Annotated in this window: 26 protein-coding genes, 1 tRNA gene and 1 other RNA gene; 9 read left to right on the top strand and 19 right to left on the bottom strand. The window is 67.9% G+C overall.

Going from position 1 to position 26,110, the window contains the following annotated elements; translation table 11 throughout:
* Nucleotides 1–57 precede the first annotated feature (57 nt).
* The gene (aceE, locus tag AB0O24_RS10535; RefSeq protein ID WP_275797320.1) at nucleotides 58–2,784 is read right to left on the bottom strand and encodes a pyruvate dehydrogenase (acetyl-transferring), homodimeric type; all 2,727 of its coding nucleotides are present in this window, start codon (nucleotides 2,782–2,784) and stop codon (nucleotides 58–60) included.
* A 260-nt stretch (nucleotides 2,785–3,044) separates the two neighbouring features.
* Between aceE and AB0O24_RS10530 the strand changes: the two genes are divergently transcribed.
* The gene (locus tag AB0O24_RS10530; RefSeq protein ID WP_363333740.1) at nucleotides 3,045–3,740 is read left to right on the top strand and encodes a hypothetical protein; all 696 of its coding nucleotides are present in this window, start codon (nucleotides 3,045–3,047) and stop codon (nucleotides 3,738–3,740) included.
* A 688-nt stretch (nucleotides 3,741–4,428) separates the two neighbouring features.
* Here AB0O24_RS10530 and AB0O24_RS10525 read toward each other — a convergent pair.
* The 5 genes from AB0O24_RS10525 to AB0O24_RS10505 all read right to left on the bottom strand — a co-directional run bounded on the left by AB0O24_RS10525 (nucleotide 4,429) and on the right by AB0O24_RS10505 (nucleotide 7,668).
* Nucleotides 4,429–4,504 (bottom strand) — tRNA-Val (locus AB0O24_RS10525).
* Nucleotides 4,505–4,518: 14 nt separating this feature from the next.
* On the bottom strand, nucleotides 4,519–5,817 hold the full coding sequence (locus AB0O24_RS10520) for a hypothetical protein (protein ID WP_363374709.1): 1,299 nt from the start codon (nucleotides 5,815–5,817) through the stop codon (nucleotides 4,519–4,521).
* Nucleotides 5,814–6,143, bottom strand: a complete 330-nt coding sequence (locus tag AB0O24_RS10515) for a hypothetical protein (RefSeq protein ID WP_363374706.1) — start codon at nucleotides 6,141–6,143, stop codon at nucleotides 5,814–5,816. The genes AB0O24_RS10520 and AB0O24_RS10515 overlap by 4 nt, the downstream gene beginning before the upstream one ends.
* Nucleotides 6,140–7,357 (bottom strand): hypothetical protein, encoded by a 1,218-nt coding sequence (locus tag AB0O24_RS10510; protein ID WP_363374703.1) that lies wholly within the window; start codon nucleotides 7,355–7,357, stop codon nucleotides 6,140–6,142. The genes AB0O24_RS10515 and AB0O24_RS10510 overlap by 4 nt, the downstream gene beginning before the upstream one ends.
* Complete coding sequence (locus AB0O24_RS10505) at nucleotides 7,354–7,668, bottom strand: DUF6507 family protein (RefSeq protein ID WP_363374701.1); 315 nt, start codon at nucleotides 7,666–7,668, stop codon at nucleotides 7,354–7,356. The genes AB0O24_RS10510 and AB0O24_RS10505 overlap by 4 nt, the downstream gene beginning before the upstream one ends.
* An 88-nt stretch (nucleotides 7,669–7,756) precedes the next feature.
* Between AB0O24_RS10505 and AB0O24_RS10500 the strand changes: the two genes are divergently transcribed.
* From AB0O24_RS10500 to rnpB, 3 genes are all read left to right on the top strand, one after another.
* Entirely contained in the window at nucleotides 7,757–8,485 is a 729-nt protein-coding gene (locus AB0O24_RS10500) for a C4-type zinc ribbon domain-containing protein (protein WP_363374699.1), read from the top strand.
* 6 nt (nucleotides 8,486–8,491) lie between these two features.
* Entirely contained in the window at nucleotides 8,492–10,207 is a 1,716-nt protein-coding gene (locus tag AB0O24_RS10495) for a bifunctional 3'-5' exonuclease/DNA polymerase (protein ID WP_363374869.1), read from the top strand.
* A 28-nt stretch (nucleotides 10,208–10,235) separates the two neighbouring features.
* Nucleotides 10,236–10,635: RNase P RNA component class A (gene rnpB / locus AB0O24_RS10490), an RNA gene on the top strand.
* A 72-nt stretch (nucleotides 10,636–10,707) separates the two neighbouring features.
* Here the strand turns inward: rnpB and AB0O24_RS10485 are convergent.
* Together AB0O24_RS10485 and ppgK are read right to left on the bottom strand one after the other, a co-directional pair.
* Entirely contained in the window at nucleotides 10,708–11,103 is a 396-nt protein-coding gene (locus tag AB0O24_RS10485) for a DUF732 domain-containing protein (protein WP_275797334.1), read from the bottom strand.
* 46 nt (nucleotides 11,104–11,149) lie between these two features.
* Entirely contained in the window at nucleotides 11,150–11,935 is a 786-nt protein-coding gene (ppgK, locus tag AB0O24_RS10480) for a polyphosphate--glucose phosphotransferase (protein ID WP_275797336.1), read from the bottom strand.
* A 98-nt stretch (nucleotides 11,936–12,033) separates the two neighbouring features.
* On the opposite strand from ppgK, the gene AB0O24_RS10475 reads away from it, so the two are divergent.
* From AB0O24_RS10475 to AB0O24_RS10465, 3 genes are read left to right on the top strand one after another with little or no spacing between them, the layout of a single operon-like run.
* Nucleotides 12,034–12,219, top strand: a complete 186-nt coding sequence (locus AB0O24_RS10475) for an SPOR domain-containing protein (RefSeq protein WP_275797338.1) — start codon at nucleotides 12,034–12,036, stop codon at nucleotides 12,217–12,219.
* A gap of 56 nt (nucleotides 12,220–12,275) precedes the next feature.
* A complete protein-coding gene (gene glnA / locus AB0O24_RS10470; protein WP_058595722.1) occupies nucleotides 12,276–13,616 on the top strand; it encodes a type I glutamate--ammonia ligase in 1,341 nt (446 codons plus the stop codon).
* 20 nt (nucleotides 13,617–13,636) lie between these two features.
* Nucleotides 13,637–16,627 carry a bifunctional [glutamine synthetase] adenylyltransferase/[glutamine synthetase]-adenylyl-L-tyrosine phosphorylase gene (locus AB0O24_RS10465; protein WP_275797340.1) on the top strand — a complete coding sequence of 997 codons (2,991 nt, stop codon included), beginning with the start codon at nucleotides 13,637–13,639 and terminating at the stop codon, nucleotides 16,625–16,627.
* Between the two features lie 43 nt (nucleotides 16,628–16,670).
* Here AB0O24_RS10465 and AB0O24_RS10460 read toward each other — a convergent pair whose 3' ends face one another.
* Entirely contained in the window at nucleotides 16,671–18,362 is a 1,692-nt protein-coding gene (locus tag AB0O24_RS10460; RefSeq protein WP_275797342.1) for a long-chain-fatty-acid--CoA ligase, read from the bottom strand.
* A 74-nt stretch (nucleotides 18,363–18,436) separates the two neighbouring features.
* Nucleotides 18,437–18,994, bottom strand: a complete 558-nt coding sequence (locus AB0O24_RS10455) for a hypothetical protein (protein ID WP_275797343.1) — start codon at nucleotides 18,992–18,994, stop codon at nucleotides 18,437–18,439.
* A gap of 79 nt (nucleotides 18,995–19,073) precedes the next feature.
* On the opposite strand from AB0O24_RS10455, the gene AB0O24_RS10450 reads away from it, so the two are divergent.
* Nucleotides 19,074–19,388: a DUF2277 domain-containing protein gene (locus AB0O24_RS10450; RefSeq protein ID WP_275797345.1), complete on the top strand. Its 315-nt coding sequence runs from the start codon at nucleotides 19,074–19,076 to the stop codon at nucleotides 19,386–19,388.
* A gap of 6 nt (nucleotides 19,389–19,394) precedes the next feature.
* Here the strand turns inward: AB0O24_RS10450 and AB0O24_RS10445 are convergent, their stop codons facing one another.
* The gene (locus AB0O24_RS10445) at nucleotides 19,395–20,039 is read right to left on the bottom strand and encodes a hypothetical protein (RefSeq protein WP_363374694.1); all 645 of its coding nucleotides are present in this window, start codon (nucleotides 20,037–20,039) and stop codon (nucleotides 19,395–19,397) included.
* A gap of 886 nt (nucleotides 20,040–20,925) precedes the next feature.
* Here AB0O24_RS10445 and AB0O24_RS10440 point away from each other — a divergent pair.
* A complete protein-coding gene (locus AB0O24_RS10440) occupies nucleotides 20,926–21,126 on the top strand; it encodes a helix-turn-helix domain-containing protein (protein WP_363374691.1) in 201 nt (66 codons plus the stop codon).
* 157 nt (nucleotides 21,127–21,283) lie between these two features.
* On the opposite strand, the gene AB0O24_RS10435 is transcribed toward AB0O24_RS10440, so the two are convergent.
* The 8 genes from AB0O24_RS10435 to AB0O24_RS10400 all read right to left on the bottom strand — a co-directional run bounded on the left by AB0O24_RS10435 (nucleotide 21,284) and on the right by AB0O24_RS10400 (nucleotide 26,109).
* The gene (locus AB0O24_RS10435; protein ID WP_363374689.1) at nucleotides 21,284–21,577 is read right to left on the bottom strand and encodes a hypothetical protein; all 294 of its coding nucleotides are present in this window, start codon (nucleotides 21,575–21,577) and stop codon (nucleotides 21,284–21,286) included.
* 122 nt (nucleotides 21,578–21,699) lie between these two features.
* Complete coding sequence (locus tag AB0O24_RS10430; RefSeq protein ID WP_363374686.1) at nucleotides 21,700–21,837, bottom strand: hypothetical protein; 138 nt, start codon at nucleotides 21,835–21,837, stop codon at nucleotides 21,700–21,702.
* Between the two features lie 470 nt (nucleotides 21,838–22,307).
* Nucleotides 22,308–22,508, bottom strand: coding sequence for a hypothetical protein (locus tag AB0O24_RS10425; protein ID WP_363374683.1), 201 nt, complete (start codon nucleotides 22,506–22,508; stop codon nucleotides 22,308–22,310).
* Between the two features lie 669 nt (nucleotides 22,509–23,177).
* Nucleotides 23,178–23,696, bottom strand: coding sequence for a hypothetical protein (locus AB0O24_RS10420; RefSeq protein WP_363374680.1), 519 nt, complete (start codon nucleotides 23,694–23,696; stop codon nucleotides 23,178–23,180).
* Nucleotides 23,697–24,153: 457 nt separating this feature from the next.
* Nucleotides 24,154–24,378: a hypothetical protein gene (locus AB0O24_RS10415; RefSeq protein ID WP_363374677.1), complete on the bottom strand. Its 225-nt coding sequence runs from the start codon at nucleotides 24,376–24,378 to the stop codon at nucleotides 24,154–24,156.
* On the bottom strand, nucleotides 24,375–24,836 hold the full coding sequence (locus AB0O24_RS10410; RefSeq protein ID WP_363374674.1) for a transposase: 462 nt from the start codon (nucleotides 24,834–24,836) through the stop codon (nucleotides 24,375–24,377). The genes AB0O24_RS10415 and AB0O24_RS10410 overlap by 4 nt, the downstream gene beginning before the upstream one ends.
* 151 nt (nucleotides 24,837–24,987) lie before the next feature.
* Nucleotides 24,988–25,320, bottom strand: coding sequence for a hypothetical protein (locus AB0O24_RS10405; RefSeq protein WP_363374672.1), 333 nt, complete (start codon nucleotides 25,318–25,320; stop codon nucleotides 24,988–24,990).
* A 60-nt stretch (nucleotides 25,321–25,380) separates the two neighbouring features.
* Entirely contained in the window at nucleotides 25,381–26,109 is a 729-nt protein-coding gene (locus AB0O24_RS10400) for a hypothetical protein (RefSeq protein WP_363374670.1), read from the bottom strand.
* Nucleotide 26,110 lies beyond the last annotated feature (1 nt).

Raw genomic sequence — 26,110 nt, 5'->3', positions numbered from 1 at the left:
GGACCGGTCCCGCCCGAGAGGGGGGAGTCGGTCCCGACCGTGGGTTCACTCACGTGATCAGGCCTCGCCGCCCGCGTTGCCGCTGGTGCCGGCGTTGACGTCGTGCAGACGGTACTTCTCGATCGCCTGTCCGACGACCGCGCGGTCGACCTTGCCCTCTTCCGCCAGCGCCTGCAGGGCGCGCACGGCGAGCGAGGGGCCGTCGATCTTGAAGAAGCGACGAGCCGCGGCGCGGGTGTCGGAGAAGCCGAAGCCGTCAGCACCGAGCGTCCAGTAGTTCTGCGGGACCCACTGACGGATCTGATCCTGGACGGCGTGCATCCAGTCGCTGACCGCGACGACGGGGCCCTCGGCCTCCTTGAGCTTGTCGGTGAGGTAGGCCGTGCGGGGCTCGGCGTCCGGGTGGAGGAAGTTGTGCTCGTCGGCAGCGAGACCGTCGCGACGCAGCTCCGACCACGAGGTGACCGACCACACGTCGGCCACGACACCCCAGTCGTCCTTCAGCAGACGCTGGGCCTCGAACGCCCACGGCACACCGACGCCCGAGGCGAGCAGCTGCGTGCGGGGACCGTCGCCCTCGCCCGACGAGATGTGGTGGATGCCACGGACGATGCCGTCGACGTCCACGTTCTCGGGCTCGGCCGGCTGCACGTACGGCTCGTTGTAGACGGTCATGTAGTACATGACGTTGGGGTCGGGGTGGTTCCCGCCGTACATGCGCTCGATACCGGAGCGGACGATGTGCGAGATCTCGTACCCGTAGGCCGGGTCGTACGACACGGTGGCGGGGTTGGTGGACGCCAGGAGCTGCGAGTGCCCGTCGGCGTGCTGCAAACCCTCACCGGTCAGCGTCGTGCGACCGGCGGTCGCGCCGATGATGAAGCCGCGCGCCATCTGGTCACCCGCCGCCCACTGCGCGTCACCCGTGCGCTGGAACCCGAACATCGAGTAGAAGACGTAGACCGGGATCAGCGGTTCGCCGTGCGTCGCGTACGACGTGCCGGCCGCGGTGAACGCCGCGAGGGCGCCCGCCTCGTTGATGCCGACGTGGATGATCTGGCCCTGCGGGCTCTCCTTGTACGCGAGCAGGAGCTCGCGGTCGACCGAGGTGTAGTGCTGGCCCTTGGGGTTGTAGATCTTCGCCGTGGGGAAGTACGCGTCCATACCGAACGTGCGCGCCTCGTCGGGGATGATCGGGACGATACGGTGACCGAAGTCCTTGACCCGCAGCAGGTCCTTGAGCAGGCGGACGAACGCCATGGTCGTGGCGATCTCCTGCGTGCCCGAGCCCTTCTTGGGCAGCGCGTACGCCGCGTCTCCCGGGAGTTCCAGGCCCACGTGCGTGCTGCGACGCTCGGGCAGGAAGCCACCGAGCGAACGACGACGCTCGAGCATGTATTTGATGGTCTCGTCGTTCTCGCCGGGGTTGTAGTACGGCGGCTGGTACGGGTTCTCGTCGAGCTGCGCGTCGGTGACCGGGATGTCCATCGCGTCGCGGAAGGCCTTGAGGTCGTCCAGCGTCAGCTTCTTCATCTGGTGGGTCGCGTTCCGGCCCTCGAAGTGCGGGCCGAGGCCGTAGCCCTTGATCGTCTTCGCGAGGATGACGGTCGGCTGGCCCTTGTGCTCCTTGGCCGCCTTGAACGCCGCGAACACCTTGCGGTAGTCGTGGCCACCGCGCTTCAGGCCCCAGATCTGCTCGTCGGTGTAGTCCTTGACGAGCTCGAGGGCCCGGGGGTCGCGACCGAAGAAGTTCTCGCGCACGTAGGCGCCGTTCTCGGCCTTGTAGGTCTGGTAGTCGCCGTCGGGCGTCGTGTTCATGAGGTTGAGCAGCGCGCCCTCGGTGTCGCGGGCGAGCAGGTCGTCCCACTCGCGGCCCCAGACGACCTTGATGACGTTCCAGCCGGCACCGCGGAAGAAGCTCTCGAGCTCCTGGATGATCTTGCCGTTACCGCGGACGGGGCCGTCGAGACGCTGCAGGTTGCAGTTGACGATGAATGTGAGGTTGTCGAGACCTTCGTTCGCCGCGACCTGCAGCTGTCCGCGGCTCTCGACCTCGTCCATCTCGCCGTCGCCCAGGTAGGCCCAGACGTGCGAGTCCGAGACATCCTTGATGCCGCGGTTCGAGAGGTACTTGTTCGACATCGCCTGGTAGATGGCGTTGATCGGACCGAGACCCATCGACACGGTCGGGAACTGCCAGAACTCCGGCATGAGACGCGGGTGCGGGTACGAGGGGATGCCGTTCGGTGCCTGCGACTTCTCCTGGCGGAAGCCGTCGAGCTGCGCCTCGGTGAGACGACCCTCGAGGTAGGCGCGGGCGTAGGCGCCGGGCGAGGCGTGGCCCTGGATGAAGATCTGGTCGCCGCCCGACGGGTCGTCGAGCCCGCGGAAGAAGTGGTTGAAGCCGACCTCGTAAAGAGCCGCCGACGACGCGTAGGTCGAGATGTGACCGCCGACGCCGATACCGGGACGCTGCGCACGGTGCACGGTGACGGCGGCGTTCCAGCGGATCCACTTGCGGTAGCGGCGCTCGAGCTCCTCGTCGCCGGGGAACTCCGGCTCGTTCTGCTGCGAGATGGTGTTGATGTAGTCGGTGGTGGGAACCATCGGCACGTTGAGGTGCAGTTCCTTGGAGCCCTTCAACAGGCTCAGCATGATCTCGCGAGCGCGAGCCGGTCCCTTCGCCTGAACGAGCTGTCGCAGGGATTCCTGCCACTCCCCGGTCTCTTCGGGGTCGCTGTCCTGCGGCCCTTGCGAATACGGATCCTGGTCGTGAACAGTCACGGAAGACCTTTCGTCGTCTGGCAGGTCATGCCAGAGAATCGCCATACAAGTGCGGCAACCCTTGTTCGCTCCGCACAATCAACCATCGTCCAGCCTAGCGAGAAAGACCGACGCCGGAGGCGCGTGCGGCCGACACGTCGTTCGCAGCCACATGACGCTTCGACGTCGAACGATTCAGGGCCGCCCGGAGAGGGTCCCACCGGATGCCAGACCTCACCGTTCCACCGCTCGCACATCGGCGGCGGGTCTAGCCTGAGCGCGTGACCTCCAGCGCATCCGCGGGCTTCCGCACCCGCCCCGAGCATCGCTGGCCGGTGCTCATCGCTCTCGCCGTCGGAACCGGCCTGTACGCGGTCCTCCCGAGCGATGCTTCGGGCGCGCTGCGCTATGTCGTCGTGATCGCCGGTGTCCTCTGCGCGATCCCGATGGTCGTGACCAATCCGGCGCGCCTGACGCGCGAGACCCGCGTCGGCCGCGGCTTCGCCCTGGGCTTCACCGTGCTGCTGCTGAGCGCCAACCAGGTCGCCTTCTTCCTCCTCGTCCACCAGCTGCTCCAGGGCGAGGGGAGCGGCGCGACGACTCTCCTGGGGGCGGCGCAGGTCTGGGCGATCAACGTCATCGGCTACGCGGTCGTCTACTGGGAGATGGACCGGGGCGGTCCGATCGCTCGCCGACGAGATGCCCGCGACGAGCTACCGCCCGCCGACTTCCAGTTCCCGCAGGACTCCGACCGCGACGCCGTCCGCGAGGTGGCGCGGCGCTCGTCCGACGTCGAGGACTGGGCACCGGGGTACGTCGACTACCTCTACTTCTCGGCATCCAACGCGATGGCCTTCAGCCCGACCGACGTCATGCCGCTGAGCACGCGCGCCAAGATGTTCATGATGGTGCAGGCGATCTCGGGGTTCGTGCTTCTCGCACTCGTGATCGCGCGGAGCGTGAACATCCTGAGTTGACGGTGGTTCTTATGACCCTTTAGACAATTCTCGGCAACCCGGTTGGGTGATCGCAGACAGAGCGAAAGAGGCTCATCGCGTCGAGTGGAAGATGCCGCCTCGAAAAAGACCAAATCATCAACTCGAATGTCGTCCGGTCGAGATCGTACATAAGCTTGAGGTTCTTTTCTGCTTCCGCCACATCAAAGACTGCGTTAGATCGATTGCGCGTGTTGTATGACGACCACGGAAGTTCTTCGGCGATCCCCTGAAGTGTGGCCTCATCACTCACCCCTTAGCTCGCTCGAGGAAAACGTCGGCTATCGGAGAGCCAACGGAATGTGCCGCACAATTACGAGCGTCGCCAGCCGATTTCAGAATTTGAAGGAAGGGCCGAGGATCTGTCCAATTGTCGGGCCATAGCAGTTCTAATAGTTCGAGCTTCACCGCCCAGGCTTTTCGCGTGAGCTTCTGACTCCGCTCCCACACGGAGGCTCCCCTCACGCCGTGGTTTCCACCATCAGCGGACGGGTGTTCCGAACTCGCAAGTGCGGCGACGACTCGCGTCATATTGTCGTCGAGGCTCGCGCCTGCGCCGGTAATTCGACCGACATAGAGATGTAGCTGAAGGCCAGGGGGGAACGAGGATAGGTCGTCCCTGAACGATGGGCGCATAGCTGTACGGTATCGACCCTAATGGTCGTTCTCGTGGTGGGCCCTGCCGGGATCGAACCGACGACATCCACGGTGTAAACGTGGCGCTCTACCAGCTGAGCTAAAGGCCCGGGATGCCACGAGTCTAGCGGGCGGGCGAGACCGGGACTTCCTCGAGCGAACGGGCGCAGAGATCGACGAGGAACGTGTACACCGCGCGACTGGGATCGGCGACGAGTTCGTGCACGCCGTCGACCGGCGGGGTCACGCGCTTCCATCCGTGACCCGGAATGACGGCGTCGAAGCGCTCGCGGCCCGCTCCCTGGATGAGCACGTCGGCCCATCCGTCCGTCGGCGAGTCGACAGCCGCCTCGAGTTGCCGCGTCGACACCGTCATCGGTTCGGCGTCGTCGATCGGCCAGAAGGGCTCGAGTCCGATCCACGCGGCGACGAACGAGGGCACGTGCTCCGGGACGACCAGAGCGATGTGGCGACGTTCCGGATCGGCGATCGCGGCACCCGCGTTCAGCTCGCCGATCGAGGGGTCGTGCGCGATCACAACGCCGCGCGGCCCGGCGAAGGCCACGAGAACGGCGGCTCGACCTCCGCGCCGAACCCGGGCGACGAGGAGAGGCTGACGCGCGCCGAGAGCCGAGGCGACCGCCGTGCCCGTCGGGGTGAGCGCCGCGCCCTCGTCGATGAAACCGGCCGCGAGCAGCTCGGCCGCGGCATCCGTCGCTCTGACACGGCGGGGAAGAATCGCGGATGCCGAGCCCCGGCGTGAGCGTGACGCACCCGCGCGCAGCGCGCTCAGAGCCGCCGCCGAGACCACCGGCGCGGTCGTGGCGAAAGGCGTGGGAGCGAACGCGCTGAGAGCCTCGAGCGGGAAGCCGACACGCGTTGAGGCGTCGGCGTCGGCGGGAGCGGCACCCACCGATCGCGCCGCCGCCTCGACCTCGCCGGCATCGGCGGTGAGACGCAGCTGCGCGGCGATCCACGAGAAGACCGGGCCCACTGCTCCGAGCTGAGCGGGGGTGGCGCTGGCGGACAGGTGCACGTGGTGCGTCCCCGTCGCCCACACCGTCTTCGTCACGACGACGTCGGTCGCGCCCGCCGGGTAGACGAAGGTGATGCATCGCGCGCGGGCGAGGGTGGCATCCGGATTCTCGTCCCACAGGTCGACACCCACCACCCGGGCTCCGGGATGCTGCTGGCTCGCGGCGAGGATCGCGGCCGCAGACGCGTCGGTGAGCGGCGCGGTGCTGTCCACCACCGTGAGGACGAGGTTGGGCTGGAAGACGTCCTGCCGCTCGCGGAGGGCGAGCACGAGTTCGGCGCCGCGGTACTCCGAAGCGACGAAGCTGTCGGGATAGGTCACGATCGCGTGCGGGGTCCGTACCTCAAGGACGTCGGGAACGCGTCGGTCGGCGGTCGAGAACTTCACGCGCGGCCGCCTTTCATCGTCGGGTCGCCGCGCAGGGTGAGGTACCACACGGGGAGAAGGAAGCGGGGGAGCCAGAACGCCCCGACGATCGCCACGACGAGCAGGACCGCCGCGACCCCGAGCAGGACGAAGAAAACCTCTCGCGAGTACGACTCCACGAGCAGGGCCACGGATGCCATGGCGAACGCCGCACCCAACCACAGCCAGGCGAAACCGATCGTGCTGCCGAATCCGCGTCGCGCGCGGATCCACCCCTTCCATCGACCGGTGTAGGCGACGACGCCGAGCACGAGGAAGACGGCCCCGAGGAGAAGCCCGACGGTCATAGGACGTTCCCCGGCTGCGCCCCGATCGGCCCGGGTGCCATGATCTCGACGTTCTCCTGACGGACGTCGTCCATCACGTCCTGCGCGACCGCTTGACCGCCCATGCCGCCCAGGACGCCGCCGATCACACCGCCGATGATCCCGCCGATGATGGTTCCCGGGCCGGGGAAGATCGATCCGATGCTCGCACCGAGGAGAGCGCCGCCCCAGCCGCCGCCGGCTCCACCCGCGACGGACGCGCTGCCGATCACGACGGTGTCGACGACGGCCTCTTCCTGCCGCTCGTCTTCGGACCAGTCCGGGTGCCGCGTGAGGGTGTCGTTGTAGCTCTCGCCGTAGACACCCCAGTACGTGAGTCCGGCGCCGAGCAGGCCGAGCGCCTTACCGGCACGGCCGGCCCACTCCGGCGGCGTGCCCACTTTGTCGGGAGCGAACTGCGGCTGGCCCTGCCAGCCCGGCAGACCCGAGACGCGGGGAGGGGTGTCGGGCAGCAGATTGCTTTCGAGCATCAGGATGCCGGAGGGGCTGCGCACCCACACCTGTCCATCGATCATGGTGCGCGGCCACGTCGGGTTGATCTGGCCCGCGGTGAGCGTGATCTCGTCCGGCAGGAGGGCTCCGGGACCGGGGACCATGAGCGTGCCGCGGTACCGCTGCAGGAGCTCAGCGGCGAGACCCTGCGTGCCCGAGCCGATGTTGCCGTTGACGATCTCGAGGCCGTCGTTCATCGACCACGAGGCTGACGTCCGAAGAGCGCGCAGCGCTCGCGCGCACTCCTGGTCGGCCGCGACCACGTCGCCCTCGAACACCGATCGCCTCTGCGCGACGTCCCACACCGTGGGGGCGCTCGGGTCACGGTCGTCCATCGGCAGGTCGAGCTGCTCGTCGACGGTGGCGAGGTCGGCCACCAGGGCGGCGCGCCGCGCCTCGAGCGACGTCAGGGTGTCGGCGTAGGTCCGCAGGGCCGAGACGGCAGCCGCGAGAGCGGTCTTGAGGTCGTCGACGGTCGCCGGCACAGGCGCCATCGCGCCGTACGCCGTCTGCGCTTCGGGAGCGTGATAGACCGCGCTCAGACCACCCCAGGTGGTCGTGATGTCGGTCGAGGCGTCGTCGAGTCCGTCCAATGCCGCGGCGAGGGTGTCGGCGGCCGCCGATACCGCTTCCGAGCTGGGCACCGCGACGAGCGGTCCGGTTCCGGTGAAGGGCGTGCTCACGGCTGCACACCGCTCATCGTCGACTGCGTCTGCGCCGCCATGTCGTCGTCGCCCTGCTCGTAGAACGAAATCACGCTCTCGGTCGTCTCGGTGACCGTGCTGACGTGCCGTCGGAGAGCGGCGAGGCGGATCAGGAACGGGTCGGCGGCAACCTCGCTGAGCGCGGTCGAGGTCTCACCGTCGCCGACGGCCGTCTGGGCCGCGTCGAAGGCGTTCGCGGTCGCGGTCACGACATCGTCGATGGCCTGGGCGTGTTCGTCGGTTGCACGGCAGACGGCGCGCGCCTGTGCGGGATCGATGCTCCATGTCACGGTGATGGCATCCCTTCATCCGGGGGTCCGTACGTTCCAGGCTACCCAGGGCGCTCGCGTGTCCGACCCTCGCGGTAGCGTGGACACCGTGAACGCCGACCCCGCCGACCAGCGCAAACTGCTCGATCTCGCCGACCTCGATGCCCGTATCCGGCACGATGAGCGTGTCGCGGGCAACCCGCCGCAAGCGGCGGAGGTGCACGACCTGCTCGCCCAGCGCGCCACGCTGACCCAGGAACTGTCGAGTCGAGCCAACGCCCGCGACGACCTGACGGCTGAGATCGCGCGTCTCGAGTCCGACGTCAAGGTGGTCGACGCCCGCATCGCACGCGACACCGAGCGACTGGCCGCCTCGTCGAACCCGAAGCAGGCGCAGGGGTTCGAGAGCGAGCTCGCCGCTCTCGCGCGTCGCAAGAGCGATCTCGAGGACCTCGAGATCGAACTCATGGAGCGGCTCGAGAACGCGGATGCCGCCGTTGCCGAGCAAGAGGCTCTGATCGCCGAGACCAACGCCCGCGGTGCAGAGCTGAGCGCCGAAGCCAAGCGCGTGGTCGCCGAGGCCACCGAGCGGCTCGAGGGAGCCCGTCGCGACCGCGAGGCCGTGGCCGGCTCCGTGCCGGCGGATCTGGTCGCGCTCTACGAGCGCCTGGCCGCGCGCGGAAACGGTGCCGGTCTCCTCCGAGCGGGTGCGTGCGAAGCGTGTCGCATGGTTCTGCCCCCGAGCGATCTGGCGTCGGTCCGCCGCGCGCAGACCGACGAGGTCGTCTTCTGCCCCGAGTGCGGGGCGATCCTCGTGCGCACCGAAGAATCGCGGTGAAGCGCCCTGGCGTCCGCGGCCTCTGACGCGGTCGTCGTCGGACGGACGGCATCCGGTGATGTCACCCTGATCGATCTGGATGCCACGGGCGCCGCGACCTCCGCCGTCACCGTCCGGGCGTCCGACGTCACCCGTGCGATCCACGACCGCGAGACGACCGGGCCGGTCCGCTGGATCTGGAGCGACACGCGTACGTGGTATCCCGGTCTGCTCGCCGCGGGCGTTCGCGTGGGGCGAGCATGGGACCTCCGCCTCGTGCACGCGCTCCTCCGCGATGCCGCAGCCGTCACCGACGACCACGGTCTGCGTGCCGCTCGCGCCTGGGACGCGGTGGCAGCCGACACCGTCGCGGCCGACACACTGTTCGACCTCGCGGACACGGCATCCGGCCCTCCCGACACCGCAGACGCGGCGCTCGAGGAGTATCGCCGTCAGCGCGCCGCCATCGACGGCGCCTCCACGCCGGCTGCGCTGCGCCTTCTGTGCGCGGCCGAGTCGGCGGGCGCACTTCTCGCGGTCGAGCTGCATGAGACCGGCTTGCCATGGAGCGTCGAGGCGCACGGCATCCTACTGGCGCGGGAGCTGGGGGAGCGGCGCGGCCAGGCTCTCCCCACCCGCATCGAGGAGTCCGCGGCACGCGTGCGCGCGGCTCTCGGCGACCCGTCGGCGTCGCTCGACTCGCAGCCACGTCTGCTGCGGTCGCTCCATCGCGCCGGTCTCTTCGTCGAATCGACGAGCAAGTGGGAGCTGTCCGAGCACGACCATCCGGTGGTGGAACCCCTCCTGGCGTACAAGAAGCTGATGCGCCTGTACACCGCGAACGGGTGGGCGTGGATGTCGGAGTGGGTTCACGACGGCCGGTTCCGGCCCGTGTACGTGCCGGCGGGCGTCGTCACCGGCCGCTGGGCGTCATCCGGCGGGGGAGCGCTTCAGATTCCCCGGGCGCTCCGCGTCGCGGTTCGTGCCGACCCGGGGTGGACGCTCGTCACGGCCGACGTCGCGCAGCTGGAACCCCGCGTCCTGGCGGCGATGGCGCGCGACACCGCTCTCGCCGACGCCGCGCGCGGCCGCGATCTCTACGCGGGTGTCGTCGAGGCCGGTGCGGTCGCCACGCGCGCCGAGGCGAAGATCGCGATGCTCGGGGCGATGTACGGCGCGACGACCGGGGAGAGCGGCCGTCTCCTTCCCCGTCTGCGGCGCACCTTTCCCCGGGCCATGGCGCTCGTCGACCACGCGGCGCGCGTCGGCGAAGAGGGCGGTGTCGTGTCGACGTGGCTCGGCCGTACCTCGCCCGGCCCCGGCGAGGCGTGGCGCGCGGTGCAGTCGCGCGCCGGCGACGCCGAGGCGTCCGGGATCGACGAGACCCGCGCCCGCCGCTCCGCGCGCGACCGGGGGCGCTTCACGCGCAACTTCGTGGTGCAGGGAACGGCCGCCGAATGGGCTCTCGCCTGGCTCGCCGATCTGCGCGGGCGCCTCGCGGCTTTCGAACCCGTGGATGCCGCGGATGCCGCGCCCCGCTCCGGCCCGGTGTTCGAGCGCCGCCCGCACCTGGCGTTCTACCTGCACGACGAGATCATCGTGCACACGCCGGTCGTTCACGCCGAAGCCGTCGCCGCGGCCGTCCGCGAGTCGGCGGCGACCGCTCAACGCCTTCTCTTCGGCTCGTTCCCCCTGGACTTCCCGCTCGACCTCCGAATCGGCGAGACGGCGGAGAAGGCGTGATCGGCCCGCGTAGACTCGAGGGTGCGAATGGGTCGGCTGGACGGTCGCGTCACGGGTTCGCCCGTGCCGAGGAACGTCCGGGCTCCACAGGGCAGGACGGTGGGTAACGCCCACCCGGAGCAATCCGCGAGACAGTGCCACAGAGAGCAGACCGCCCCGTCCCTGAGCGCAGGAACTCCGGTCCCTGAGCTTGTCGAAGGGCCGCGGGGTAAGGGTGAAAGGGTGGTGTAAGAGACCACCGGGGTCGTGGTGACACGACCCGCGAGGTAAACCTCGTCCGGAGCAAGGCCAGACAGGGGATGTTGACGCGGCTCGCCGAGTCCCCGGGTAGGCCGCTGGAGCGGCACGGCAACGTGTCGCCGAGAGAGATGACCGTCCACGGGGCTCACGCCCCCGGACAGAACCCGGCGTACAGGCCGGCCCATTCGCTTCACGTCACTCGACCAGGCGAGTTCGCGCCGCGAGGACGGGCCTGCACGCCGGTTCGGCGAATGCGCCGGTCAGTCGCAGAGCGTCGCCTGAGCAGCCTGGGCGACGATGACGCCGTCACCCGGCTGAGCGGAGAGGCCCGCGGGAACGACGAGGATGACCTGGTCGGCGGGCGTTCCGGCCTCGAGCTGCTCGCACGTGCTCTCGCCGAGCGAGACCAACTCATCGTCCGTCGCCGAAGCGAGGTCGCCGAGCTTGCTGCGCACCTCGGTGAGGTAGGCGGCATCCTCCGACGAGGCCGGACTCGCGGTGTCTTCCGGCTCGACGACGACGGTCGTGTCGCCCGACGAGAAGGTCCCGGTCTGTCCGGGCATGACGGTGATGTTCTCCTCGGTCGTTTCGCTGGTGCATCCGGCGAGGAGCACAGCGGCGGTGGCGAGGACGAGGACAGCGGGGAGACGTTTCATGGCTCCACCATAGGAAAGCCGAAACGCGTCCGTCAGAAAGACGGCCTCACTTGACAGCGGGCAGCGCCTCGGGCACAGGCACGGCCAGCGAGGCTGCGCCGATGATCCCCGCGTTGTTGCGATGCTTCGCGGGGACGATGGGGGCACGCAGCTTGAGCAGGGGCAGGAACTGCTCGGAGTGCTTCGAGACCCCGCCGCCCACGACGATCAGGTCGGGGCTGAAGAGGAACTCCACGTAGTCGTAGTACCACTGCAGGCGCTTCGCCCATTTCTCCCACGAGAGTTCCTCGCGCTCCATCACGGAGTAGGCGGCGTAGCCCTCGGCGTCCCGCTTGTGACCGCTGCGCTGCAGATGGCCGAGCTCGCTGTTGGGGACGAGCACGCCGTCGTAGATCAGCGCCGAACCAATCCCGGTGCCGAGCGTCGTCAGGATGACGAGACCGTCGATACCCTTCGCGGCGCCGTATCGCACCTCCGCGACACCGGCGACATCGGCGTCGTTAGCGAAGTGAATGTCGCGAGACAGACCGTGCTCGAAGAACTTCTCCGCCTCGAAGCCGATCCACGACTTCGACACGTTGGCTGCCGAGAGGGTTCGTCCGCCCTTCACGATGGCCGGGAAGGCCACGCCGAGCGGCAGGTCTGCCGGCGCTTCGAGGGTCTCGAGCACCTCCTTGACGGCGGCGAGCACGTCGGCGGGCTCCGCGCCGGCGGGGGTCGCGACCTTGATGCGATCGCTGACCAACTCCCCGGCATCCAGATCGACGATCCCCGCTTTGATTCCGGTTCCGCCGATGTCCACTCCGACCGCGCGCGACGCATTCGTTGCCATGCCCTCCAGCCTATCCAGCCGAGCGGCCTGGATCAGTAGGATCGACAGAGGCCCGGCGGACAGCCGCCGCAGACGCTTGACCCACGCGAGGAGCGATCGTGAGCGACGAGAACACGAAGTACTGGTACAACCTGGAGACCCACGAGGTGGAGCAGGGATACGCCTCGCCGGCGATCGACCGTGCCGGGCCCTTCGACACCGCCGAAGAGGCGGCTCGCGCGCCCGAGATCCTGCGCGAGCGGTCGCGGCAGTGGGCCGAAGACGACGCCCGCGACGACCGCTGACCCGTCGACGGCGTCAACCGCTGACCGCACCGTACTGAGAACGAGGGATGACGACGATGGACAAGCAGCGCGATTTCGTTCTGCGCACGATCGAAGAACGCGGCGTGAAGTTCGTGCGCCTGTGGTTCACGGATGTCGTGGGCACGCTGAAGTCGGTGGCGATCGCGCCGGCCGAGGTCGAGGGGGCCTTCACCGAGGGCCTCGGATTCGACGGCTCGGCCATCGAGGGTCTCACGCGTTCGTACGAGTCGGACCTGCTCGCCCACCCCGACCCGACGACCTTCCAGATCCTGCCGTGGCGCGGCGAGATCGACCCCACGGCGCGCATGTTCTGCGACATCACGACGCCCGACGGCCAGCCCGCCGTGGCCGACCCGCGCCACGTGCTCAAGCGCACGCTCGCCAAGGCCGCCGACGCCGGGTTCACGTTCTACACGCACCCCGAGATCGAGTTCTACCTCCTCAAGTCGTCCCAGCTGGGCGCCGACGGACGCCCCGAGCCCGTCGACTCGGCCGGCTACTTCGACAACGTCCCCGGCGGCACGGCTCACGACTTCCGCCGTCGCTCGGTGCGCATGCTCGAAGACCTCGGCATCTCCGTCGAGTTCAGCCACCACGAGGGCGGCCCCGGCCAGAACGAGATCGACCTGCGCTACGCAGACGCGCTCACGACCGCCGACAACATCATGACCTTCCGCACGGTCGTGAAGGAGGTCGCGATCGAGCAGGGCGTCTACGCCACGTTCATGCCGAAGCCGATCAGCGGCCAGCCCGGCAGCGGCATGCACACGCACCTGTCGCTCTTCGAGGGCGACATGAACGCGTTCTACGAAGAGGGCGCGCAGTACCAGCTGTCGAAGGTCGGCCGTCACTTCATCGCGGGCCTGCTGCGCCACGCGAACGAGATCTCGGCCGTCACCAACCAGTTCGTCAACTCGTACAAGCGCCTGTGGGGCGGCGACGAGGCTCCCAGCTTCATCTGCTGGGGCCACAACAACCGGTCGGCGCTCGTGCGCGTGCCGCTGTACAAGCCGAACAAGGGTCAGTCGACGCGGGTTGAGTACCGCGCGCTCGACTCCGCCGCGAACCCGTACCTGTCGTACGCGCTCATGCTCGCGGCCGGCCTCAAGGGCATCGAAGAGGAGTACGAGCTCCCCGCCGAGGCCGAAGACAACGTCTGGTCGCTCAGCGACGCCGAGCGCCGTGCGCTCGGATACGCGCCGCTGCCCGCGAGCCTCGACCACGCCCTCGAGTACCTCGAGGAGTCGGAGCTCGTCGCCGAGACGCTCGGCGAGACGGTCTTCAAGTACGTGCTGCTCAACAAGCGTCGCGAATGGCAGCAGTACCGCGCTCAGGTGACGCCGTTCGAGCTCGCGAGCAACCTCGAGGCACTCTGACACCGCCCGACAGGACACCGATGATGTCGGGCGATCGATCGACGGCGCTCACGGCCCTGGCGCGCATCGGCTTCTCGCGACTCGCCGAGGCCGATGCGCTCCTCGGCGAGCTCGACGAGCTGGTCGGCGTCGAGCGGACGGATGCCACGGCCCTGGCGCAGCGCGTCGCGGACCCCGATCGCGCCCTGTCGGCGATCGTGCAGATCGCTCGACGGAACACGGATGCGGTGCGCGCCTGCGCCGCAGACGCCGGAGCGTGGCGCGCGCTCTGGGACATCGTGGGCGCCTCGGACGGGTTCGCGGAGTTCTACCTCCGTCATCCGGAGGAGCTCGCGCACCTCGCCGGCGCCGGTCTGACCATCCCCGACGAGCAGGAGATGCGTGCCGACCTCCTGGCATCCGTCGGCGACGAGAACGGCTTCGCGGCGGATTCCTCGGATGCCGCGTGGGTGGCGTTGCGAGTGCGCTATCGGCGCATCCTGGCCCGGATCGCCGCGTACGACCTGGGGCAGGACGACCCGGCCGCCGCGATCGACATGGTCTCGGCATCCCTCGCCGACCTGGCCGGAGCGGCGCTCGAGGCTTCGCTGAGCGTCGCTCGTGCGCGTGTGGCCGGGCCCGGGCCGGCGGCGTTTCCGCGCGCCCAGGTCGAGGCGACGCAGTTCGCGATCATCGCGATGGGCAAGACCGGTGCCCGCGAGCTGAACTATGTCAGCGACGTCGACGTGATCTTCGTCGGCGGGTCGGCTGACGAAGAGGTCGTGTCCGAGGCGCGCGCGATCGACATCGGGACGCGCCTGGCCGTGCAGACGATGCGCGGCATCTCGGGGCCTGAGATCGAGCCGCCTCTGTGGGAGGTCGACCCGAACCTCCGCCCCGAAGGGAAGCAGGGAGCGCTCGTACGCAGCCTCGGCTCGCACCGGCAGTACTACGACCGGTGGGCGAAGAGCTGGGAGTTTCAGGCGCTCTTGAAGGCGCGCGCGATCGCGGGCGACGCGCAGCTCGGCGCCGACTACGTCTCGGCGATGCAGCCTCTCGTGTGGCACAGCGCCGCGCGCGAGAACTTCGTCGAGGGCGTGCAGCGCATGCGCGAGCGCGTGACCGACCACATCCCGGCGAGCGAGATCAACCGTCAGCTGAAGCTCGGTCCCGGCGGCATCCGCGATGTCGAGTTCACGGTGCAGCTGCTTCAGCTCGTGCACGGGCTCACCGACGAGCGGATCCGCCAGCGCGGCACGCTCGAAGCGTTGGACGCGCTCGTCGCCGAGGGCTACATCGGGCGTTCCGAGGCCGAGGCGTTCGCGCGCGACTACCGCCTGCTGCGTCTGCTTGAGCATCGCCTGCAATTGCGGGGTCTGCGCAGGACGGCGCTCCTCCCCGAGAAGCCCGACGATCTTCGCGTCCTCGCGCGGGCGACGCGATTGGCGGATTCCGCCGAGGGGGTTCAGGCCGCGTGGGAGGCCATCAAACGCGAGGTGCGCGACATCCACGTGCGCCTCTTCTACCGTCCGCTGCTCTCCGCCGTGGCGGCCCTGCCCGAGGGGGAGCGCACCCTCTCGACCGAGCAGGCGCGCGACCGCCTCGCCGCGATCGGCTTCCGCGATCCTGCCGGCGCCCTGAGGCACATCGCCGCGCTGACCACCGGGTTGAGCCGCAAGGCCACCATTCAGCGGCACCTCATGCCGGTGATGATCCGCTGGTTCGCCGATGGCGTCGACCCCGACTACGGGCTCCTGGTTTTCCGGCGCATCAGCGAGCGACTGGGGAACACACCCTGGTTCCTCCGTGTGCTTAGAGACTCCGCCGGTGCGGCCGAGAGCCTGACGCGTGTGCTGTCGGGATCGCGCTACATCGGCGAGCTGATGGAGTGGATACCCGAAGCGGTGGCATGGCTCGACGACGATGCTCTGCTCCGCCCACGCTCGGGCAAGGCGCTCGAAGATGAGGCGCGAGCCATCCAGACGCGATGGCAGAACATCGACGACGCCATGCGGTCGGTACGCGCGCTCCGTCGTCGCGAGATGCTCCGTGTCGCGATGGCGGCTGTGCTCGAGGTGGTGTCGCTGGAGGAGCTCTCCGACGCTCTGACCACCATCACCGAGACGACGATCCAGGCGACGCTCCGCGCCGTCCGCCGCGCCGTCGTCCCGCCGGAGGACGATGACCTCGACTTCTCGGTCATCGCGATGGGACGCTTCGGCGGTCGAGAGCTCGGTTTCGGGTCGGATGCCGACGTGATGTACGTCTATCGCGCGAACGGCCTCGATCCTCAGCGCGCGAACAACCTGGCGCTGAAGATCGTCGCCGGCCTGCGCGAGCATTCCGAGGACCACCGCCTCCCGCTCGATCTCGACGCCGAGTTGCGCCCCGAGGGTCGCAGTGGCCCTCTGGCCCGCTCCCTCGACGCGTACGCCGAGTACTACCGCCGCTGGTCGTTGTCGTGGGAGGCGCAGGCCCTCCTGCGCGCCCGCGGCGTCGCCGGCAGCGTCAAGCTCATCAACGACTTCATGGCTCTCGCCGACGAGGTGCGCTACCCCGAGAAGGCCGACCCGAACGGTTTGCGCGAGATCCGTCGCATCAAGGCACGCGTCGAGAACGAGCGGCTTCCGCAGGGTGCCGACCCCGCACGTCACCTCAAGCTCGGTCCGGGGTCGCTCAGCGACGTCGAGTGGCTCGTCCAGATCCTCCAGCTGCAGCACGCCCGCGCCGTGCCGGGTCTTCGGACAACGTCGACCCTCGGAGCGCTCCGCGCGGCCGTCGATGCCGGCCTCGTCCCGGCCGACGCGGCCGAGAAGCTCGCGGCATCCTGGCACCTGGCGAGCCGCCTCCGTTCGGCCAACACCCTGCTCTCGGGCCAGACGAGCGACGTGCTCCCCGCCGACCGCGCCCGTCTCGACGGCATCGGACGCATCCTCGAGTATCCGCCGCGCTCAGCGACCCGTGTCGAGGAGGACTACCTCGCCGCGACCCGCCGTGCCCGACGCGTCTTCGAGAAGCTCTTCTACGGGTGATCTCCGTTCGGTGGCGGGCCCGCGGTCCGAGATCGCGCGCCGGTCACGACATCAGGCGCTCGCGCACCTCTCGACGCAGGACCTTGCCCACGAGCGAGCGCGGGAGGTCGTCGACGATGATCACGCGCCGCGGGACCTTGTAGGCAGCCAGGCGGGTCTTGCAGAAGTCGCGCACCGCGTCCGGCTCGAGGTCGACCCCGTCGCGGACGACGATCGCGGCAGCGACGTCTTCGCCGCCCCGCGGCTTGGGCAGCGCGACGACGGCGGCAGCCTCGATATCGGGATGAGCGACGAGCGCGTCCTCGACCTCGCTGGGCGAGACGTTGAACCCGCCCGTGATGATGATCTCTTTCAACCGGTCGACGATCGTGACGAAACCGTCGGGGGAGACGGAGGCGATGTCGCCCGTGCGCAACCACCCTCCGTCGAGCAGCGTCTCGGCGGTGTCGGTCGGGCGGTTCCAGTAGCCCTGGAACACCTGTGGACCGCGCAGGAGCAGTTCGCCCGTATCGCCGAGGGGTACATCGCTCTCGGGGTCGGCGGGATCGACCACGCGGATCTCGGTGCTGGGGAACGGCACGCCCACCGTGCCCGGCCTGCGAGACGGACCGATCGGGTTGCCGAGCGCGACGGGCGAGGACTCGGTCATGCCGTACCCCTCGACGAGCAGACCGCCGGTGGCGGCCTCCCAGCGATCCACGGTCGCGACGGGCAGGCTCATCGCCCCCGAGATCGCGAAACGCACGGTCGACAGATCGATCGTGCCGCGAGCGGCCGCGCGGGCGAGCTGGTCGTAGATGGGCGGAACCGCGGGCAGGAAGGTCGGTGGGCTCTTCCGGATCGCGGATGCCACGAGCTCGAGATCGTACTTCGGGAACAGCACGAGCTTCGCGCCGATGCTCATCGCGAACGTCAGGCACAGAGTGAGCCCGTACGCGTGGAACAGAGGAAGGACGCCGTAGAACGTCTCTTCCCCGTCATGCAGACCCGGCACCCAGGCGCGGCCCTGCATCGCGTTGGCGCGCAGGTTCGCGTGCGTCAGTACTGCCCCCTTGGGACTGCCCGTCGTGCCGCTCGTGTACTGGAGGAGCGCGATGTCGTCGAGTCGCGGTCCGGCCTGCTTTCGCGACAGCGTGCCGTGGCCGAGCAGCGTCTCCCACCGGCGGACCCGCTTCGACGTAGGGGCGGCGGTGAGCTGCGCGCGGGCCTCCCGGGCTTTGCGTACGGGCAGGCGCAGCGCGAGGCGCTGGAAGCGCGGCATGGCGGATGTGATGTCGACGCTGACGACGTGCTCGAGCGCCAGGTCGGAGGGGAACTCGGCAACGGTGTCGGCGACCTTGTCCCACACGATCGCGAACCGCGCGCCGTGATCCTCGAACTGGTGTCGCAACTCGCGAGGGGTGTAGATCGGGTTGTGCTCGATGACGATCGCACCGAGCCGGAGGGCCGCGTAGAACGCGACCACGTGCTGCGGACAGTTGGGAAGCACGAGGGCGACCCGATCACCGGCGCGCACACCGAGCCGACGAAGACCCTCGGCGGCCCGGTCGACGAGCTTTCCCAGCTCGCGGTAGGTCGTCGTCGCGCCGAAGAACTCGAGCGCGGGGCTCTTGCCGTACCGCGACACGCTCGCGGCCATCATCTCGGGCAGAGTCTGCGTCGGCTCGTCGATCTCGTGCGGGACTCCTTCTGCGTAGGAGCTCAGCCAGGGACGCGAAGCGTAGGGGAGGGGCATGGCATCCATCCTTCCGCGCCCCTCCGACATCCCGGCAGCACGGCACCTGTGGGGATGCCGGGAGCGTGGAGCCTCTACGCGTGCGACCTGTTGCGCTGCTCCGCTGCTCGCGCTGCGAGATACAGCGGAACGGCGAAGATGAGCAGAACCGCCGCACCGATCCACCCGCTGAGGCCGCGAAGCGCGGGAGCCGCGAACATCGCCGTCGCACCCACGGCCACGAGAACGCCCGCAAGAACGCCGTAAAGCCGCATGCCGTAGAGCGAGATGAACGTGAGGTAGTGAGCGCCGACGATGATCAGCGAAGCGGGAAGGAAGAGCGTCGGCGCCACGCTGCCGAGGGCGATCGCCACGAGCAGTCCGAGCGGAACGGTGAAGGCGCTCTGCATCGCCAAGGCGGCTGACGGGTGCCCCCTCGGAAGGAACGCTGGCCCACCCAGAATCTTCAAGACGAGAGCTGAGAGGGGGAAGATCATCATGCCACCGAGGAACAAGACCGACATCGACAGCCAGATCGACCCCCAGAGAGAGGCGGCCGACGCCGCCGCCCAGATCACGGCCGACACGAGCGGCCCCGAGAATCCGCCCCGATACAGCCGACGCACATCCGCCTGGGCGGTTTCGACATCCATATGGCTCATCCTGGCAGGCCGCGCGCCCCGCGTTGGGGACGCCCTCGCCTCGACGCCGGAATCGTCCTACCCTGGCGCCATGTGCCGGAACATCGTCCCCCTCCACAACTTCACCCCGCCCGCGACGGATGCCGAGTGCCACGACGCCGCTCTCCAGTTCGTCCGCAAGATCGTGGGGACGACGAAACCGTCGAGGGCCAACCAAGAGGTCTTCGATCGCGCGGTGGCCGAGATCGCGGCATCCGTTCGTCATCTTCTCGACGACCTGGTGACGAACGCCCCTCCAAAGGTCCGCGAGGAGGAAGCAGCGAAACGACAGGCGCGCTCCGCCGAACGGTACGAGGCGATCCGCGTGTTCCAGGAGCAGAAGCGGGCGGCGCGGGCGGCGTCCTGACCGGTCTCAGCCTTCGGTGAACCGCTCGAACAGGGGAGTGGCATCCGGTCTTTCGAGGTCCGGGATGCCATCGTCCTCCGGGACCGCGGTGAGCGGTCCACGCAACTGGTCAAGGAGCGCCGTGGGATCGCCGGGCTCGCAGGTGGAGGTCGCGCGAACCTCGAGCACATCGACCACGCCGCCCGATGCACCGGCCGGAATCATGTCGACGTCCAACCGAGACACCTTTGCCTCCGGCTTGCCTGCCACGATCACGGTGTTCTCGATGCCCTCGCCGTAGGTGGGCGACGGAGCGACCTGCCAGCCGTTGTCTGTCATCCACGCTCGGAGATCGGCCATGCGCTGCAGCCCCTGTCCGTCGAAGGAGAAACCCTCCGGCAGGTTCCGGCGCAGGATGAACTCGTATCCGGCTTCGCATCGTGCAGGAATGTCGCCATACTCTCCGACGCGCCACTCTCCGGCGTAGATCTGCTCCTGCACCTCGGCGACGGCGGCCTTGAAGTTGAGGTTCACCGCCTGCGCCCGGGTGAAGCTCTCTTCGCCGGCCGCTGAGCGCGATGGTGCGGCGCCAGAGCCGTCGCACCCGGACAGCAGAATCACGACGGTGATCGCACCGATAGCCAGCGCGAACGGCCTTCGTCGTTCGATCATCGACCCATCCTGCCAAACCCGCGGGCCGCCGTGAGACCGGTCGGACGAACGACGACGCCCGCCCCCACGAAACGGCGGGGACGGGCGTCTTTCAGCGATCAGGCGATCAGACCCCGAAGTACAGTTCGGACGATCGCGGGCTTAATGCTGGGTGTTGGTAGATGCCGCCACCCCCGGGATTCCGCGGATCACGCATCGCCAAGTTATGCCTGTTGTAGCGGACTGTTGGCACTTTCGCGGACTTTTCGCGGACTGGCGGAAGGGCACGCGAGTATCGCGTACCCGGGATGAGATACGGGTGACGTACCCCACCGAGGGGGTCGCGGATCGCTACCCCCTCGGCGAAATGGGTGCAGATTCGGCACCCCCGCACTCCCCGCCCGGTATCGCGGCCACCGGGTGGAGCGATGACGAACGATTGGTTGCGGCTACCGGTGGCCGGAACCATGCGCGTGGTCACCGGTAGCCGGGCGCACCGGGAATAGCTTCCGCTACCGGTAGCGGAAGCTAGGGGTGTCGGTTCAGTCGACACCCCTGAAGGGGCCGAGGTATTTCGTATCCTCTGGGGTGGCGTGATTCACCGTCACGCCATCCCGCATTTCGACTGAGGGATGTCCGATCCTCTTCATCGTCGCTCGCGGCGATGCGCGCCAGCTTCCTCTCGTACAGGATCTGCTCGACGCCGTCCCGCATGATGATCGCGGCCGCCGTGAGTCTCTCGTCAGGAGTCATGTCGCTGACGCGGGGCCAGTCTCGGTAGTGGTTCACGATCGCAACCCTGCAAGATGTGCTGGCTTTGCAGCAATACCCATGTGGAGCACGTGCGCTCTGCTCGGGTCGGACCAGGAACGTCGCCCCTCATCTCGAGCTAGATACCGTGCTGAGAGTGAGCGACGAATCGGCAGATCGGTACAGGTTCAAACGCGGCTTCAGCCGCGAGCAAGCCGCTGACTACTGCGGGGTGAGCATCTACAAAGTGGCCATCGCCGTCCGACAGAACACTCTGCCAGCGCGGCGACACGGCAAAGACACGATCATCTTCCGCGAGGATCTCGACGCGTGGATGGACGGTTGGGAGATCGCCTAGTCGCCGGCACTCTCACGGTCGTTCCTCACTCGCGATAGCTCGGCTTCGTAGTCGTGCTTTTCGATCGAGTCGCGCAGGATGATCGCCGCCGCCGTGAGGCGTTGGTCGAGGGTTAGGCGTTCGCTTCCCATGACCTTCAGAGTTCCACGCCCGGCACCTACTGTGGGGCTTTGCGTCGAGCGTTGCCGGTGAGCTCGCCCCAGTCGGCCACGGCGCCACCCGATGGCGCGAGGGACGCGAGCATGTCGCTGTGAACCTTCCAGCAGGCCAGACGCAGCGACGTCGCCCACCCGAGCACGACACCCGTCCGCTCCGCGCGGTAGGCGATTGCGCGGCCGGCGTCGACACGGCGGATCTCGATGCGACCGTACTCGCGGCCCTGCGGGTCGATCATCCGCCACACTCCGGGCGGGCCCTCGACGGCGGCCATGATCGGGTGCCACTCGGCCACGGAGTCACTCCTGTTCTCCGGCCGAGAAGATGACGCTACAGCCCACCCCGGACACCAGGACACCCGGGAGCCGCAGACACACACCCACGAGGCGCACAGCGCCGCTCGAAGGTGGGCCGAGTTCAACCGAGAACGAAGCGCGCGATTGAGTGGGCGTCCATTCCGGCGATCAGCATTGAGGCGACCTCCCCGCCGTACTTGCGGTGACCGGCCAGCTCCCGCTCCCAGTGGTCGGTCAGGGCTCGGTTCTCCTCGTCCAACAGGTACCTGATCTCCAACCCCTGCAACGGACACCTCCCAGCCACCAGATGCCGGCTGCGTCGACTTGATGCGCATCCCGATACTGGGGACGTCGACGCCCATCACCGAAAGCTGACGGATGTTCGGATCGAGCAGCAGGGCGGGAGACTCGCACGTCAGTAGAAGGTGCCCGTTGTACTTGCCCTCTGGGCGCCAATCAGTCCACTGAGATTGCTTCTCCGCTGGAATGAAGGCTGTGGCTTTGGGTCCCATCACGACCACGCTGCCGGTAGCCCTCGCTCGCGCGACAACTGACACAGCGCGAGGCTGCAGCTCGTACCCGAGATGTTTAGCGGTGACGGCGAGCATGGCTCCCGCCTCGAGGCATGCGGGCTTAGTCCCGTACACGAGCCCGATGGCCGCCATAGCCTCCAGCAGAAGGCCAGCGGGTTGGGGAGCGGCGCGCGGCAACGTCAACCTCTGCGGGCTGTCAATCGACAGCAGGCAACAGAGTGAGAGCGAGAACCCGATCCGTTGGTGTGAGCGGGCCACCGTCCGGATAGGTGCCCTCGATGATGCTCTGACGGACCACTCGCCCGCCCTGGTGGCCGCGGAAAACTCTCACGATGACCTGCACGTCCCCGACGCCGGGGAGTTCGACCGTGGTGGAGTACGTCTCGTCTGCTGGCATGCCCGCACACTACCGCGGCGCTGAGGACGGCGGCAGGGGGCTCACGCGCGCTCACGGGGCGCACAGCACCGGCCCGCGGCCATCTAATCCGCTGTGACGCCGCGGCCGCGTCTCGTATGTTGGGCGTCGTGTCCACACTCGATCCAGACTTCTCGATGGTCTGCTGGTCGTGCGGCGAGACGGTGGGGCGGTGTGCTCAGAAGCTCGGTGGTAGTGACAGGCACTGCTGCCTCGACTGCACGCACGGCGGCAAAGATAGTGCGAGCCGCGGACCTCTTAGGTGTTGGCCCGAACACGGGAGCCCCTGACCCGTCTCCTGGCGAGGTGGCCGGGGGCGCCTTGGTTTCGCGACGCGCGGGGGTGCCCTCGTGTCGCTCGCGTCAAGAATCCTGGTTGGGTGGCCCGACGTACGCAGGAGCCGTCGAGACGTCTTCCAGATCGAAGCCGACCTGACCGCGATCAAGGACAGGAAGCAGGATGGGCTGCCCGAAGACCTTGGCGGTGATCGAGGAGACCGCTTCTCGGTAATACGGGAAGATCGTCCGGCTGATAGTAACCGTTCGTCGCTCTTATCGGGCGCTCGACCACGACGAAACACCCCGGCATCCACTCACCCGTGAAGGTGAGGGACGCCGGGGGTGTTGCAAGCCACGCCGACCGACATGCGCGTTAGCTCGCGAGGTCCTCGCCCAGACTCTTGACGAGCTTCGCGAGAGCGGACGGCTCGTCGGAGACCTCTGGCGTCCACCCGTCGGCCGAGACCTGAATAGGGTCCGCAAGCGCGGGGTAGGTGAGAGAGAGTTCGAGACGACCCGGCCACGTGTGGGGGTGTGCGTCTCCCTTTGTCAGACCTTCGCTCGAACTGAGCGTGAAATTCGTCAGCGAATTACGCGCAACGACCGTCACTACAGGCGGCGTCTTCGCTTCGACGTCATCCGTCGAGTGGATGATGACGCTCTTCTCTGTGAACACGATCAATGTCGCTGTCGTCTCCGGATAGCGGTAGATGGCGTGCGCATACACGACAGTGTCGCCAGCCGCGATGAGAGCGATCGAGGTACCGAGCTTCGCGTACCAACCGCTCCAAGCGTTCACACCCTGCGTTTGAACGTGATCGAAGTCAGCCACGGACTTCACGAACCCGTCTACAGCTCGGATGGTTTCAACATGTGCCGGTTGCTGGGCCATTCTTCCCCCTTGTTCGGGGCGCTTCTTCGGCCCTCTCTGCGCACCCTACCTGCCGGCGCGTGCGGGCTTCCATACCGATTCGAGGATTCGGGACGTCGAACCCTATTACCGGAAGCTGAACCCCGAGCTGCGCGCTTCGTAGACGCCTCGCTCAGCGTCGATTCGCACACTCAGTAGTGATCGACGCTCGTACAGGTCTCTAATGCGGTCTCATGTGCGCCCTCGAGGGGTGCAATCGCGAAATGCTGCATGGAGCGAAATGCTGCATGGAGCGAGCTAAGAGATTAGGTGCCCTGATCTCCCGTGGAGCACCTGACCCCGGTCCCCCGCCCAACCCTGCCAATCGCTGCGCCGTGCGGGGCCAAAGGGGCGCCGAGGATGTCAGCCATGCGCAGGCGTCAGGGTTGCACGTCGGGTACCTCGAACCCCCATCTCGCGGAGCTGGTTGGCAGCTCGCTCAGCGTCGAGCTGTTACCTGCAGGGGCGAGCGAGGCTCGTACAGGTCACGGATCCCGCGCATGAGCGCCGCTAGCGCGTCGTGCGCCATCGGCATATGCCCGGGACGGTCGGGGCTCTCCATCACATCCAGAAGCGCCAACGCGACGCGGCGCACGTCGCAGTCGGGCACCTCGAGTTCGTCGAGTTCGGCGACGATGATGTTGCGGATGGTGTGGTCGGTCATATGTCCTCCGGGTCTAGGGGTTCATCCTCGAGGCCGATGGTCTCTTGGTCTGCGCGGTCCTGCGCGTCGATCGCGGCAATGGATTGGATGATTTCGTCCAGCAGTCGGACGTGGACGGGGTATTCGCGGGCGCTGAGACCCGCATCGATCTTTGTCGCCGTTTTGTCGCGCAGTTGGACGAGCACGTCCCGTCGGGATCCGGTTGCCGCGGTGGTCAGTAACGCTGACGCATCGTTGACCACCTCTGACCCCTCCGACTCGGAGGCGCCTGTGCTCGAGTCGCGGACCCACGCCTTGAGCGTGTTGCGGGCAACGCCGAGTTCGCGCACCACGGCCGCGACGGGTTCTCCCGCGGAAACACGGGCGACCGCAGCTTGTCGGAACTCGTCTGTGTAGGAACGTCGCCCCGCCGCGGCGGGGGCGGTGACGGCCCTGAGGTGCCTGCTGCGGGGTGTCATCGGTGGTCAGTGCTCCTGGTCAGTGGTCAGTGGGTTTCGAGTCGGGGAGGGATAGGCCTAATGCCGAGGGGCGGCCTGGGCGGCGGGGGGGAGGGGTGGGTGCCCACCCTTTCACCGGGTTCGAAGACCATGCGTTCGCCTCGGCTTCGGATCAGACGGTGAATCGGCTGGCGAACTGGTGAGCGTGTGCATCTTGGACAGCGAAGCCGATGTTGGAGAAGACGCAGTTCTCGAAGTAGGAGTTCGAGATGCCGATCACTCCCGAGAGCTGGGTTCGTCCAGGCTCGAGCGGCCAGAAGGCGCCTTCGAAGCCGCCGAGGATCCGGCAGTCGCCTTGGGTTTCGAATGTGCCGTTGAGGATGGCAAGGATGGCCGGGCCCATGAAGACGACGTTGGTCGCGCGGATGCCGTCGATGACTGCTGGGTCGCTGTAGGTGACGAGGTCGGTGATGCGGACGGTGGTGTTGCTGATCTCGAGACCCATGGGGGCCTCCTTTCGTTTGGTGTCGGGACCGTAGCAGTTCGTTCCGACACCGACGGGGGTTCATGGTGTCAGTCCGGCGGCTTCGGGCGAGATCTTCACCACCTCGTTGGTGGTGGTCAGTCCGAGGATCGTGATGCCGTCGAGCGAGTCCACTTCGCGGATGCCGAGCATGCTCACCTCGTCCTGAGACATCTGGACAGCTTTGGAGCCTGCGAGAAGGGTGGCGAGTGCGTCGCCCACTGTGACGGCGCTGCTGCCGTTGCGTAGGCCGATGGCGCTGGGGTTGGAGTAGAGCTTCGAGCCGTTGGAGAAGAGTGCGGCGCCGCCGTCGGTTGATGGGTCGAGCGTCATCGATGTGCCGATGTGTGCGACGCCCGTGGCGCCGTCGATGACGATCTGGTTGGTGCCGACGCCGACGTAGATCTTGTTGCCTTCGAGGCGCACGTTGCCCATGGTGAGGGTTCCGGCTCCGCCGTCGAGGATGATGCCGACGGGGCCTTGGCCGATCATGATGCGGCCGCCGCCGATGGGGCTGATGAGGACGCCCCCGACACGGATGACGCCGCCGCCGAGTACTTCCCAGTCGCCGGCTATCGAACCGGGCCCCGTCCAGTCGAAGGTTCCCTCGCCTTTCAGGAGGGCGCCGCCCTGTAGGAGCAGCACTGCGCGGATAAGCCGGAGTTGTCCGTCAGAGATGGAGGCGTTCTCAAGGAAAGCTCCCGACTTGATACGGGCAAGCTGGCGCTTGATGTCCTCGATCCAGCCGCTGTTGTCGTTCAGATTTGCCATT

The organism is Microbacterium sp. NPDC086615 (assembly GCF_040686055.1).
Classification (GTDB): domain Bacteria; phylum Actinomycetota; class Actinomycetes; order Actinomycetales; family Microbacteriaceae; genus Microbacterium.
Note: the sequence above shows the minus strand (reverse complement) of the source record. Positions and strands in the feature narration are given on the sequence as shown.